This window comes from Streptococcus marimammalium DSM 18627 (assembly GCF_000380045.1).
Classification (GTDB): Bacteria; Bacillota; Bacilli; order Lactobacillales; family Streptococcaceae; genus Streptococcus; species Streptococcus marimammalium.
The window spans coordinates 60,202-74,592 of record NZ_KB904360.1 but is presented as its reverse complement, the minus strand read 5'-3'; the positions used below and the strand labels follow the sequence as shown (position 1 = coordinate 74,592).

At 35.5% G+C, this 14,391-nt stretch carries 8 protein-coding genes, 1 tRNA gene and 2 rRNA genes; 10 read left to right on the top strand and 1 reads right to left on the bottom strand.

Annotated features, from left to right (window positions below; genetic code table 11):
- From A3I1_RS0107025 to A3I1_RS0107000, 6 genes are all read left to right on the top strand, one after another.
- Positions 1-99, top strand: a 23S ribosomal RNA gene (locus tag A3I1_RS0107025); the annotation flags it as partial.
- 67 nt (positions 100-166) lie between these two features.
- Positions 167-282, top strand: a 5S ribosomal RNA gene (gene rrf / locus A3I1_RS0107020).
- A gap of 5 nt (positions 283-287) precedes the next feature.
- Positions 288-361, top strand: a tRNA-Asn gene (locus tag A3I1_RS0107015).
- Between the two features lie 122 nt (positions 362-483).
- Positions 484-933, top strand: coding sequence for a zinc-dependent MarR family transcriptional regulator (locus tag A3I1_RS0107010; protein WP_018370575.1), 450 nt, complete (start codon positions 484-486; stop codon positions 931-933).
- Positions 930-1,637, top strand: a complete 708-nt coding sequence (locus A3I1_RS0107005) for a metal ABC transporter ATP-binding protein (RefSeq protein WP_018370574.1) — start codon at positions 930-932, stop codon at positions 1,635-1,637. Before A3I1_RS0107010 ends, A3I1_RS0107005 begins: the two co-directional genes overlap by 4 nt.
- Positions 1,630-2,448 carry a metal ABC transporter permease gene (locus A3I1_RS0107000; protein ID WP_018370573.1) on the top strand — a complete coding sequence of 273 codons (819 nt, stop codon included), beginning with the start codon at positions 1,630-1,632 and terminating at the stop codon, positions 2,446-2,448. Before A3I1_RS0107005 ends, A3I1_RS0107000 begins: the two co-directional genes overlap by 8 nt.
- Before the next feature lie 74 nt (positions 2,449-2,522).
- Here A3I1_RS0107000 and tyrS read toward each other — a convergent pair whose 3' ends face one another.
- A complete protein-coding gene (gene tyrS / locus A3I1_RS0106995) occupies positions 2,523-3,779 on the bottom strand; it encodes a tyrosine--tRNA ligase (protein WP_018370572.1) in 1,257 nt (418 codons plus the stop codon).
- Positions 3,780-3,885: 106 nt separating this feature from the next.
- Between tyrS and pbp1b the strand changes: the two genes are divergently transcribed.
- The 4 genes from pbp1b to A3I1_RS0106975 all read left to right on the top strand — a co-directional run bounded on the left by pbp1b (position 3,886) and on the right by A3I1_RS0106975 (position 14,351).
- Positions 3,886-6,306, top strand: a complete 2,421-nt coding sequence (gene pbp1b, locus A3I1_RS0106990; protein ID WP_018370571.1) for a penicillin-binding protein PBP1B — start codon at positions 3,886-3,888, stop codon at positions 6,304-6,306.
- Positions 6,307-6,594: 288 nt separating this feature from the next.
- Positions 6,595-10,182, top strand: coding sequence for a DNA-directed RNA polymerase subunit beta (gene rpoB / locus A3I1_RS0106985; protein ID WP_018370570.1), 3,588 nt, complete (start codon positions 6,595-6,597; stop codon positions 10,180-10,182).
- Positions 10,183-10,250: 68 nt separating this feature from the next.
- The gene (gene rpoC / locus A3I1_RS0106980; RefSeq protein ID WP_018370569.1) at positions 10,251-13,883 is read left to right on the top strand and encodes a DNA-directed RNA polymerase subunit beta'; all 3,633 of its coding nucleotides are present in this window, start codon (positions 10,251-10,253) and stop codon (positions 13,881-13,883) included.
- A 105-nt stretch (positions 13,884-13,988) separates the two neighbouring features.
- Complete coding sequence (locus A3I1_RS0106975) at positions 13,989-14,351, top strand: DUF1033 family protein (protein WP_018370568.1); 363 nt, start codon at positions 13,989-13,991, stop codon at positions 14,349-14,351.
- Positions 14,352-14,391 lie beyond the last annotated feature (40 nt).

Genomic DNA, 14,391 nt, shown 5'->3' with positions numbered 1-14,391 from the left:
CAGTAAGAGCCCTGAGAGAAGATCAGGTTGATAGGTTAGGAGTGTAAGCGTGGTGACATGTTAAGCGGACTAATACTAATTGCTCGAGGACTTATCCAAAGAAGTAATAGCGTCAAGTTTACTCTTGTGATAGATATTCAATTTTGAATGATTAATCATTCGATAGTTAAGTGACGATAGCCTAGGAGATACACCTGTACCCATGCCGAACACAGTAGTTAAGTCCTAGAACGCCTGAAGTAGTTGGGGGTTTCCCCCTGTGAGATAGGGTAGTTGCTTAGCTAATATCCGGCATAGCTCAGTTGGTAGTAGCGCATGACTGTTAATCATGATGTCGTAGGTTCGAGTCCTACTGCCGGAGTTTTTAAACTAGCTTAGGCTAGTTTTTTTATTGTTTAATTTTCTAAAAGTTGCTTCTTAAAGTTTTTTGTGATATTATTAGTTATCAATACAATTAACTGGTTAAGGATAAAGGAGAATTCTATGAAATACTTATCAGAGAAGATTGATAAAGCCATTAATAAGATTTTATTATATTCAGAGAATCAACATGAGTTATTACTTGGCACATGTCAAAGTGATATTAAATTAACCAATACACAAGAACATATTTTAATGCTTTTAGCTGAAGAACAATTAACAAATTCTGATTTAGCTATTAGATTAAAGATTAGTCAAGCTGCTGTTACTAAAGCTATTAAAAGTCTAGTAAATCAAGGAATGTTAGCATCTTCTAAAAATAAGGAAGATGCTAGAATTACATATTTTGAATTAACTGACTTAGCTAAGCCTATCGCAGAGGAACATCAGTATCATCATCGAAAAACATTATCTTTTTATGATCATTTACTAGAGGCTTTTTCTGATGATGAACAAATTACCATAGAAAAATTCTTAGATCAGTTATCGGAAACATTAGAAAGAGAAAAATGAGATATATTACTGTTAAAAACTTAGCTTTTCAATACGATGCACAACCTGTTTTAGAAGATGTTAGTTATCATTTAGATAGTGGAGAATTTGTTACTTTAACTGGTGAAAACGGTGCTGCCAAATCAACATTAATTAAAGCAACTTTGGGTATTTTAAAACCCAAAGTTGGGACTGTTGAATTATCTAAAGAAAATAAAGAAGGTAAAAAGCTTAGGATTGCCTATCTTCCTCAACAAATTGCTAGTTTTAATGCTGGTTTTCCAAGTACTGTTTATGAATTTGTTAAGTCTGGACGATATCCTAGAAAGGGTTGGTTTAGGAGACTTAATGCCCATGATGAAGAACATATTAAAGTTAGCTTAGAGTCTGTAGGTATGTGGGAGAATCGTCATAAAGCTATTGGTAGTTTGAGTGGAGGTCAAAAACAAAGAGCTGTTATTGCTAGAATGTTTGCTAGTGACCCTGACATTTTTATTTTAGACGAACCCACAACTGGTATGGATATTGGTACAACTGAAACCTTTTATGACTTAATGCACCATAGTTCACATCAACACGGTAAATCCATTTTAATGATTACTCATGATCCAGAAGAAGTTAGAAAATTCTCTGATAGAAATATTCATCTCGTGAGAAATCAAAATCTACCTTGGCGTTGTTTTAACGTTCATAGTGATAATCAGGAGGTAGAACAAAATGCTTGAGATATTATCCTATGACTTTATGCAAAGAGCCTTTCTTGCTGTAATCGCTATTAGCATTTTTTCACCTATTTTGGGTATTTTTTTAATTCTTCGTCGCCAGAGTTTGATGAGTGATACGCTTAGTCATGTTTCTTTAGCAGGTGTTGCCTTAGGGGTTTTCATCGGTATTTCACCAACATGGACAACTATTTTTGTTGTAAGTTTAGCAGCTATTGTACTTGAATATCTAAGAACGGTTTATCGGCATTACATGGAAATTTCAACGGCTATTTTGATGTCATTTGGTTTGGCTATTTCGCTAATTATAATTAGTAAGGCTAACAACTCTAATGGTGTTGGTTTAGAACAATATTTATTTGGATCTATTATAACGATTACTTCAGAACAAGTTATTGCATTGTTTGCTATTGCTTTAATTGTACTCCTTTTGACAATCTTATTTATAAGGCCAATGTATATTTTGACGTTCAATGAAGAGACAGCTTTTGTTGATGGTCTACCCGTTAGGTTAATGTCGATTTGCTTTAACTTAGTGACAGGTGTTGCCATTTCTCTTATGATTCCAGCTGCTGGAGCCCTATTAGTTTCAACTATCATGGTTTTACCGGCAAGTATTGCTATGAGAATTGGTAAGAGTTTTAAGTCTGTGATTATCTATGGTATTTTAATTGGATTTATTGGCATGGTCCTTGGTATTTTTATTTCATTTTGGGCTAAAACTCCTGCAAGTGCAACGATTACAATTATTTTTATCACCATGTTTTTAATTGTTAGTATCATTGGTGTTATCACTAAAGTGTTAAGGAAGTAAGAATGATATCTTCATCATTTTATAAAGAAAAAACCAGTTTAAGAATTTTCCTTAAACTGGTTTTTTCTTTATTTTTAGTAGGTTACAACGAAATATTTCTTTTTACCCCGTCTAATAACAGTTAACTCACTATCAATTTTATCTTTGTCCGAAAGAATATAATTAACATCTTGTACTCTATCACCATTGATATAAATAGCACCGTTAGTAACATCTTCACGTGCTTGACGTTTTGAATTGACAATATTTGCTGTCACAAGCAACTCAATAATGTTAAGATTGTCTTCTTTTGTAACCTGATAGTTTGGGACATTATTTAAGCCTTGTTTTAGTTCATTAGCTGATAAATTCTTGATATTACCTGCAAAGAGTTGTTCAGTGATATTAATAGCTTTTTCTAGGGCCTCTTTACCATGTACTAAAGTAACCACTTCTTTAGCTAATATTTTTTGTGCAAGACGTTTATGTGGCTCTTTTTCAAAAGCTACTTTAATTTCTTCTATCTCATCAAGTGATAAGAAAGTGAAAATTTTTAGGAAACGAATAGCGTCATCATCCATTGTGTTAACAAAATATTGATACATTTCGTAAGGTGATGTTTTAGAGGCATCAAGCCAGATAGCATTACCTTCTGATTTTCCAAACTTCTTACCAGATGAGTCGGTAATTAAAGGAACCGTAATGACATGTCCTTGTTTATTGGCTTTTCGTCTTAAGAGTTCTGTTCCGGCAGTCATATTGCCCCATTGGTCACTACCTCCAACTTGTAGAGTAACATTGTGTGTACGATTGAGTTCGTAGAAGTCATAGCCCTGCATGATTTGGTAGGCGAATTCGGTGTAAGAAATCCCTGTTTCAATACGTTTTTTAACAGATTCTTTACTCATCATGTAGTTAACCGTGAAGTATTTACCAATATCTCTAAGAAAATCAATAAAACTAATTGATTGGAACCAGTCATAGTTATTGACCATCTCAGCTTTATTGTCACCATGTTCAAAATCTAGAAAACGAGATAGCTGTTTCTGAATACTTGCACTCCAATTTTCTACTGTTTCTTTAGTTTGAAGACTTCTTTCAGTATCTTTAAACGAGGGATCACCAATTAAGCCCGTAGCACCACCAACCAAGGCATAGGGTTTATGTCCTGCTAGTTGCAAATGACGAATCACAATAATTGGAACCAAGTGGCCTAAGTGAAGGCTATCAGCTGTTGGGTCATAACCAGAATAAAGAGCAAGAGATCCTTCAGTTAGTTGTTTTTCTAAAACTTCTTCATCAGTTGTTTGAAAAATCAAACCACGTTCTTTTAATTCTTTGAAAATAGTCATTATCTTACTCTCCATAATTTATAATCTTATTGCTCATTATAACAAAAAGGGGGAGTTCTATGCAAGTCTTGTTAAATTTTGTTATAATATGGATTGAGGTATTTTTATGAAACAATCAGATAAAGATAATTTAAGAGATGTAATTACTAAAAAGATACAGTCTTTAAAAAATAAAATTAATATAAGAAAAAATTCTAAATCATCTCAATTAAGTATAATGGATATTGGCTCAGTTTTTCTTAGGACCGTAAAGCTAATGTCTGATTTTTTCTATGTCATCATACTACTTTTTGCTTTTTTAGCTATGGGAATTGGTTTTGGCTATTTTGCAAGCCAAATTGATGATGTTGAAATTCCAGATAAAGAGACTTTAATTGCAGATGTCAGTAGTTTGACCAGTATTTCAAAGATGACTTTTTCGGATGATTCCCTTATTTCAACCATTAATACTGATTTATTAAGAACGCCTGTTGACAGTGATTCTATTTCAGAAAACATCAAAAATGCCATTATTGCTACTGAAGATGAAAATTTTATGATCCATAAAGGTGTGGTTCCTAAAGCTGTTTTTCGGGCAACCTTGACATCTGTTTTGGGAATAGGTGAAACAAGTGGGGGTTCAACAATAACACAACAGTTACTCAAACAACAGGTTTTAGGAGATGACCCAACTTTTAAACGTAAAGCAAAAGAAATTATTTATGCTTTATCACTTGAGCGTTATATGAGTAAAGGTGAAATTTTAACGAAATACCTTAATGTTTCGCCGTTTGGCCGTAATAACAAAGGACAAAATATTGCAGGTATTGAAGAAGCAGCACAAGGTATTTTTGGGGTTTCTGCCAAAGATTTAACAATTCCTCAGTCAGCTTTTTTAGCTGGTTTACCTCAAAGTCCTATAGTTTATTCTCCATATACATCAACTGGTGAATTTAAAACAGAAGAAGATATGATTATTGGTCTTAAGAGAGCTCAAAATGTTTTATACAGTATGTATAGAACAGGTTACCTATCAAAAACAGATTATGAAAATTACAAAGCTTATAACTTAAAACAAGATTTTAAACAACCAGAGACTATTATTGAAGATAACCATGATTATCTTTACTACACTGTATTAGCTGAAGCTAAAGATATTATGTATGATTATTTAGTTAAAAAAGATGGTGTTTCTGAACAGGATTTAAAAAATGATGATACTAAACAAGCTTATGAGGAAAAAGCTTTAAAAACCATTCAACTGGGTGGCTATACTATCCAAACAACCATCAATAAAACAGTTCACAATGCCATGCAAGAGGCTGCTAAAAATTATGGGGCTCTTTTAGATGATGGTACTGGTCAAGTTCAAATGGGAAATGTTCTTTTAGATAATAAAACTGGTGCCGTTATTGGATTTATTGGTGGTCGTGATTATAATACTAATCAAAATAATCATGCTTTTGATACCTATAGATCGCCAGGTTCAAGTATTAAACCAATATTAGCCTATGGTCCAGCAATTGACCAAGGCTTGATGGGAAGTGCCAGTATCTTATCAAATTATCCAACAACCTTTTCAAGTGGGCAAAAGATTATGCATGGTGTCGATGAGGGAACGAGCATGGTAACCCTCCAAGAAGCTCTTAACACCTCTTGGAATATTCCAGCCTTTTGGACTTATCAAATGCTTCTTAGAGAAGGTATTGATGTGAGAGGTTATATGGAAAAAATGAATTATCACATTCCTTATTATGACATTGAGAGCCTTCCATTAGGTGGAGGAATTGAAACTTCTGTTGTTCAACAAACAAATGCTTATCAAGCGATTGCCAATAATGGAGTTTTCCTTAAAGAACATATTGTTTCAAAAATCACTGATGCAGAAGGTAATATCATTTTTGAACATCAACCAGAACCAATACAAGTGTATTCTAAAGCAACAGCAAATATTTTGACTTCACTTCTTCGTGGGCCAATTACTTCGGGTGTGACAACAACTTTTGCTTCAAGATTAAGTAGTTTAAACAACAATCTTTTAGGAGTTGACTGGATTGGAAAAACAGGAACAACTAATGAAACTTCTGATGTTTGGTTAATGTTATCAACCCCATCAGTTTCTCTAGGTTCTTGGGCTGGACATGATGATAATAGTTCTTTAGCTGATTTAACAGGATATAATAATCATGCTAATTATGTTGCTCATCTAGTAACAGCTATTAATAATGCTGATCCAAAGATTTTAGGAACATCAGAAAAGTTTACAATGGATCCTAGCGTTATTCGTGCCTCTGTTTTAGATTCAACAGGATTAAAACCTGGTTCGGTTTCTATCAATGGCAGAACCATTAATGTAGGAGGAACAACTACGACTAGTTTATGGGCTAAGAATGGTCCAGGAGCAACTACTTATAAATTTGCAATTGGTGGAACAGATAACGACTATGCTCAAGCTTGGGCAAAAATTATTGGTAGTAATCAAAAGCCATCACCAAAACCAAAAGAAAAAGAAGAAAAAACACAAAAAGAAGACGATGATTCCCAATAAGAATTTGATCAACAATAAAAAAATTTTTTAAATATTGCTTTTTAAGAAAAAATAAGGTATAATGATAGAATAATTTTGTCGTCTGTTTTAGTTGAAATATTGTCCAACTAAGACTTACAGCAGTTAAATCAAACTATTAGTCAGATTTAGCTGCTCTTTTTGTACCCATTTTTAGAATTTTATATGAATTGTAATCAATTCTTAAATTTTCTAAAAATTCAAAAAGGATTAATACTTTATTTACACTCGCTTGTTTAACAAGCCTACTAGAAAAAAGGAGTTGAAAACTTGGCAGGACATGAAGTTCAATACGGAAAACACCGTACACGTCGTAGCTTTTCAAGAATCAAAGAAGTTCTTGAATTACCAAATTTGATTGAAATTCAAACAGATTCATTTCAAGATTTTCTTGATCATGGGTTAAAGGAAGTCTTTGAGGATGTTCTTCCAGTATCTAACTTTACAGATACTTTAGAACTAGAATTTTTAGGTTATGAAATTAAAGAACCTAAATACACATTAGAAGAAGCACGAGCTCATGATGCTCACTATTCAGCACCAATCTTTGTGACGTTTCGTTTAGTCAATAAAGAGACTGGCGAAATTAAAACACAAGAAGTTTTCTTTGGAGATTTCCCGCTAATGACTGAAATGGGAACATTTATCATTAACGGTGCTGAAAGAATTATCGTGAGTCAGTTGGTTAGATCACCAGGTGTTTATTTTAATGATAAAGTTGATAAAAATGGAAAAATTGGCTATGGTTCAACTATTATTCCTAATCGTGGAGCATGGTTGGAGCTTGAAACAGACTCAAAAGATATCGCTTATACTAGAATTGATCGAACACGCAAAATTCCATTTACAACATTGATTCGTGCCTTAGGATTTTCTGGAGATGATGAAATCATTGATATTTTTGGCGATGGTGTTCTTGTTAGAAATACCATTGAAAAAGATATTCATAAAAATCCAAGCGATTCTAGAACAGATGAGGCCTTAAAAGAAATTTATGAGCGTCTTCGTCCAGGAGAGCCAAAAACTGCAGAGAGTTCTCGTAGTCTTTTGATTGCTCGTTTCTTTGACTCACGACGTTATGATTTAGCAGCTGTTGGACGTTATAAAATCAATAAAAAATTAAATGTTAAAACACGCCTTTTAAATCAAACCATTGCAGAAAATCTAGTAGATGCTGAAACAGGTGAAATTCTTGTTGAAGCTGGAACTGTGATGACACGTGAAGTGATTGATAGTATTTCAGAGCATATTGATGGTGATTTAAATAAATTTGCATACACACCAAATGATTATGCTGTTCTTGTTGAACCAGTTGTTCTTCAAAAGTTTAAGATTTATTCACCAATTGACCCAGATAGAGTTGTAACCATTATTGGGAATGCTAACCCCGATGAAAAAATCAGAAATCTAACACCAGCTGATATTCTTGCTGAAATGAGTTATTTTTTAAATCTTTCAGAAGGTCTTGGAAAAGTAGATGATATTGACCACTTGGGTAATCGTCGCATTCGAGCTGTTGGTGAATTATTAGCAAACCAGTTTCGTATTGGTTTAGCTCGTATGGAGCGTAATGTACGTGAACGTATGAGTGTTCAAGATAATGAAGCCTTAACGCCACAACAAATTATTAATATCAGACCTGTCACAGCAGCAATTAAAGAATTCTTTGGTTCTTCTCAATTATCACAATTTATGGATCAACATAATCCACTTTCTGAGTTATCACACAAACGTCGTTTATCAGCGCTTGGGCCTGGAGGATTGACTCGTGATCGTGCTGGCTATGAAGTGCGTGATGTTCACTATACTCACTATGGTCGCATGTGTCCAATTGAAACACCTGAGGGACCAAATATAGGTTTGATTAATAATTTATCATCATATGGACATTTAAATAAATATGGTTTTATCCAAACACCATACCGTAAAGTTGATAAAGAAACAGGTGTGGTTAGTCGTGAGATTGAGTGGCTTACAGCTGATGAAGAAGATGAATTTACAGTTGCACAAGCAAATTCTATTCTTAATGATGATGGTACTTTTGCTGAGGATACCGTTATGGGACGTCATCAAGGTAACAACCAAGAGTTTCCAATAAGCGCTGTTGATTATGTTGATGTTTCTCCTAAACAAGTTGTTGCAGTTGCGACTGCGTGTATCCCTTTCCTTGAAAATAATGACTCAAACCGTGCCTTGATGGGTGCTAACATGCAGCGTCAAGCTGTACCGTTGATTGATCCAAAAGCACCACTTGTTGGAACTGGAATGGAGTATCAAGCTGCTCATGATTCAGGAGCCGCTGTTATTGCTCAAAATGATGGTAAAGTTATCTATTCTGATGCTGATAAAGTTGAAGTTCGTAGAGAAGATGGTGGCCTTGATGTTTATCAAATCACTAAATTCCGTCGTTCTAACTCTGGAACTGCTTATAACCAAAGAACTCTTGTAAAAGTTGGTGATACTGTTGAAAAAGGAGACTTTATCGCTGATGGTCCTTCAATGGAAAAAGGTGAAATGGCTTTAGGTCAAAACCCAATTGTTGCTTATATGACATGGGAGGGCTACAACTTTGAGGATGCTGTTATCATGAGTGAGCGTTTGGTAAAAGATGATGTTTACACCTCGGTTCACTTAGAAGAATTTGAAAGTGAAACACGTGATACTAAACTAGGAGCAGAAGAAATCACAAGAGAAATTCCAAATGTTGGTGAAGAAGCACTTAAAGATCTTGACGAGATGGGTGTTGTTCGCATTGGAGCAGAAGTTAAAGAGGGTGATATTCTTGTTGGGAAAGTAACACCAAAAGGTGAGAAAGACTTATCTGCTGAGGAACGTCTTTTACATGCCATTTTTGGTGATAAATCACGTGAAGTTCGTGATACTTCTCTTCGTGTTCCACATGGTGGTGATGGTGTTGTTCGCGATGTTCGTATCTTTACACGTGCTAATGGTGATGAACTTCAATCTGGCGTTAATATGCTAGTTCGCGTTTATATCGCACAAAAACGTAAAGTTAAAGTCGGAGATAAAATGGCTGGACGCCACGGAAACAAAGGGGTTGTTTCTCGTATTGTACCAGTGGAAGATATGCCTTACTTACCAGATGGTACACCGGTTGACATTATGTTGAACCCTCTAGGAGTACCTTCTCGTATGAATATTGGTCAAGTTATGGAACTTCACTTAGGTATGGCTGCACGTAGTCTTGATGTTCATATGGCAACACCAGTTTTTGACGGTGCAACTGCAGAAGATTTGTGGGAAACGGTTAAAGAGGCTGGTATGGACAGTGATGCTAAAACAGTTCTTTATGATGGTCGTACTGGTGAACCTTTTGATAATCGTGTTTCTGTTGGTGTCATGTACATGATTAAACTCCACCATATGGTTGATGATAAATTACATGCACGTTCTGTTGGGCCATACTCACTAGTTACCCAACAACCTCTTGGTGGTAAAGCACAATTTGGTGGACAACGTTTCGGTGAGATGGAAGTTTGGGCTCTTGAGGCTTATGGAGCTTCACATGTTCTTCAAGAAATATTGACCTATAAATCTGATGATGTTATTGGACGCTTGAAAGCTTATGAAGCAATCACAAAAGGAAAACCAATTCCAAAACCTGGAGTTCCTGAATCCTTCCGTGTGCTTGTTAAAGAATTACAATCTCTTGGTCTAGATATGAGAGTCCTTGATGAAGATGACAGAGAAGTTGAACTTCGAGATCTTGATGAAGGTGAAGATGATGATGTGATGCATGTTGATGATCTTGAAAAAGCTCGTGAAAAGCAAGCTCTAGAAGCAGCTGAATTTGCTAGTGAAGAAAAGAAAGTCAGTGATGAAACCTCACTAACTTAAACAAATATTAACTAATGAATCTTATTCAATGTTTATATAATGAGAAGTAAAAAGAAAGGTAATAACTAGTGGTTGACGTAAATCGTTTTAAAAGTATGCAAATCACCTTAGCTTCACCAAGTAAAGTCCGTTCATGGTCCTATGGTGAAGTTAAAAAACCTGAAACAATCAATTACCGCACCTTAAAACCAGAACGTGAAGGACTATTTGATGAGGTCATCTTTGGTCCTACAAAAGATTGGGAGTGTGCCTGTGGCAAATACAAACGTATTCGTTATAAAGGGATTGTTTGTGATCGCTGTGGTGTTGAAGTTACTCGTGCCAAAGTGCGCCGTGAACGTATGGGGCACATTGAGTTGAAAGCTCCTGTATCGCATATTTGGTATTTTAAAGGTATTCCAAGTCGTATGGGATTAACACTTGACATGAGTCCACGTTCTTTGGAAGAAATTATTTATTTTGCAGCCTATGTTGTCATTGATCCAAAAGAGACACCATTAGAGCCAAAATCACTTTTGACAGAACGTGAATACCGTGAAAAATTACAAGAGTATGGACATGGTTCATTTGTTGCTAAAATGGGCGCTGAGGCTATCCAAGATTTATTAAAACGCGTTAATCTTGATGCAGAAATTGCTATTTTAAAAGAAGAATTAAAAACAGCTTCTGGTCAAAAACGTATCAAGGCAGTTCGCCGTTTAGATGTTCTTGATGCCTTTAATAAATCAGGTAATAAACCTGAATGGATGATTCTAAATATCTTACCAGTTATCCCACCTGATCTTCGCCCAATGGTCCAGTTGGATGGTGGTCGTTTTGCAGCCAGTGACTTAAATGATCTCTATCGCCGTGTTATCAACCGTAATAATCGTTTGGCACGTCTTTTAGAACTCAATGCTCCAGGTATTATTGTTCAAAATGAAAAAAGGATGCTTCAAGAGGCTGTTGATGCCTTGATTGATAATGGACGTCGTGGTCGACCAATAACTGGGCCAGGAAGTCGTCCATTAAAATCCCTTAGCCACATGCTTAAAGGGAAACAAGGACGTTTTCGTCAAAATCTTCTTGGTAAACGTGTTGATTTCTCAGGACGTTCAGTTATAGCAGTTGGTCCAACCCTTAAAATGTATCAATGTGGTGTGCCTCGTGAAATGGCAATTGAATTATTCAAACCATTCGTGATGAGAGAAGTCGTTGCTCGTGATTTAGTACAAAATGTTAAAGCTGCTAAACGTTTAATTGAGCGTGGTGATGAACGTATTTGGGATATTTTAGAAGAAGTAATTAAAGAACACCCTGTTCTTCTTAACCGTGCACCTACTCTTCACAGACTTGGTATTCAAGCATTTGAACCTGTTCTTATTGATGGTCGTGCTCTTAGACTTCATCCACTTGTTTGTGAAGCCTACAATGCCGATTTTGATGGAGATCAAATGGCGATTCACGTGCCTTTATCAGAAGAAGCTCAAGCTGAAGCTCGCCTGCTAATGCTTGCTGCTGAACATATTCTTAACCCTAAAGATGGTAAGCCCGTTGTAACACCATCACAAGATATGGTTCTTGGGAACTATTACTTGACGATGGAAGACGAAGGAAAAAAAGGGGAAGGTATGGTCTTTAAAGACCGTGATGAGGCTGTCATGGCTCTTCAAAATGGATATGTTCATCTTCATAGTCGTGTTGGGATTGCTGTTGATAGCATGAAGGAAAAACCTTGGAAAGCTAATCAAAAGCATAAGATTATGGTCACAACGGTTGGTAAAATTTTATTTAATGATATTATGCCTGCTGATTTACCATATTTACAAGAACCTAACAATAGCAATTTAACAGATGGAACACCTGAAAAATATTTCTTAGAACTTGGTGCTAATGTTAAAGAAGCAATCAAAACTCTGCCTTTAAATGAACCTTTCAAGAAGAAGAATCTTGGAAATATCATCGCTGAAACCTTTAAACGCTTTAGAACAACAGAAACCTCAGCTTTTCTTGATAGATTAAAAGATTTAGGATACTACCATTCAACCTTGGCCGGTTTAACAGTTGGTATCTCTGACATTCCTGTTATTGATAATAAACAAGAAATTATTGATGGTGCTCATGCTAAAGTTGAATCAATTAATAAAGCCTTCCGTCGAGGTTTGATGACTGATGATGATCGTTATGAAGCAGTTACAACAACATGGCGTGAAGCTAAAGAAGCTCTAGAACGTCGCTTGATTGAGACACAAGACCCTAAAAATCCTATCGTTATGATGATGGATTCTGGTGCGCGTGGTAATATTTCAAACTTCTCCCAACTTGCCGGAATGAGAGGTTTAATGGCAGCACCAAACGGTCGTATCATGGAACTTCCTATTCTTTCAAATTTCCGTGAGGGTCTTTCAGTTCTTGAAATGTTTTTCTCAACACATGGTGCTAGAAAAGGAATGACCGATACAGCTCTTAAGACTGCTGATTCAGGATACTTGACTCGCCGTCTTGTTGATGTTGCTCAAGATGTTATCATTCGTGAAGATGATTGTGGTACAGACCGTGGTTTGATTATTACTGCTATTACAGATGATAGAGAAGTAACGGAAACTCTTGAAGAGCGTTTGCAAGGACGTTATTCTAAGAAATCAGTGAAACATCCTAAAACGGATGAAATTATTATTGGTGCTAATCAATTAATCACTGAAGATATTGCAGCTAAAATTGTAAATGCTGGTGTTGAGGAAGTAACTATTCGTTCTGTCTTTACATGTAACACTAGACATGGCGTGTGTCGTCATTGTTATGGTATTAATCTAGCAACTGGAGACGCCGTTGAGGTTGGTGAAGCAGTTGGTACAATTGCTGCGCAATCAATTGGTGAGCCCGGTACTCAGTTAACAATGCGTACTTTCCATACAGGTGGTGTAGCATCAAATACTGACATTACTCAAGGTTTACCACGTATTCAAGAAATTTTTGAAGCCCGAAATCCTAAAGGTGAAGCAGTTATTAGTGAAGTAAAAGGTGAAATAGTTGATATTGAAGAGGATGCTTCAACTCGAACTAAGAAAGTCTTTATTAAAGGTGAAACCGGTGAAGGAGAGTATTCGGTACCTTTCACAGCTCGTCTAAAAGTTGCTATAGGTGATACTGTTCTTCGTGGACAGGCATTAACAGAAGGTTCTATTCAGCCTAAACACTTACTTGAAGTTCGAGATACTTTATCTGTTGAGACTTATCTTTTAGCAGAGGTTCAAAAAGTATACCGTAGTCAAGGTGTTGAAATTGGGGATAAACATATTGAAGTGATGGTTCGTCAAATGCTTCGTAAGGTTCGTATTATGGACCCAGGGGATACTGACTTACTTCCAGGTACTTTGATGGATATTTCTGATTTTACAGATGCTAATAAAGAAATTGTGATTTCTGGTGGTATTCCTGCAACAAGTCGCCCAGTCTTAATGGGAATTACCAAAGCTTCATTAGAGACTAACTCCTTCTTATCAGCAGCTTCTTTCCAAGAAACAACTCGTGTTCTAACAGATGCTGCTATACGAGGTAAGAAAGATCACCTTCTTGGACTTAAAGAAAATGTTATTATTGGTAAAATTATTCCAGCAGGTACCGGTATGGCTAGATATCGTCATATTGAGCCCCAAGCTATCAATGAAGTTGAAACAATGACAGATAGCGCTGATGAAGAAATAGTAGAAACAATAAAATAATAAAAGAGGTTCACTTTAAGTGAACCTCTTTTATTATCCTAATGAGCAAATCTTTTCGCTAATTAGATAAATTACTATATAATGTTTTTATAAGGAAGTGAAACTATGTATCAAGTAATTGAAATTTATGGTGATTTTGAACCATGGTGGTTTTTAGAAGATTGGAAAGATGATATTGTATCAGAAAAGACATTTTCCACTTTTAAAGAAGCTCTCATTTTTTATACGAAGAAGTGGGAAGAGTTTAAAAAGTCATTTCCAAGTTTTCAAAGTAGAAGTGATTTTATGGCAGCTTTTTGGGATGATAAAGACAAACGTTGGTGTGTTGATTGCGATGAAGATATTCAACAGTATCATTCACTTTTATTATTAAAAGATGACAAAGAGATACCTAAAGCACTTCATGATGAAAAATTTAATATAGGTAATCAAGTGATAACACCCCCAACATGTTCTTTTAACTCTTGAAAAACAATCCTGATATCTAAATTTTTAATATTTTTATTAT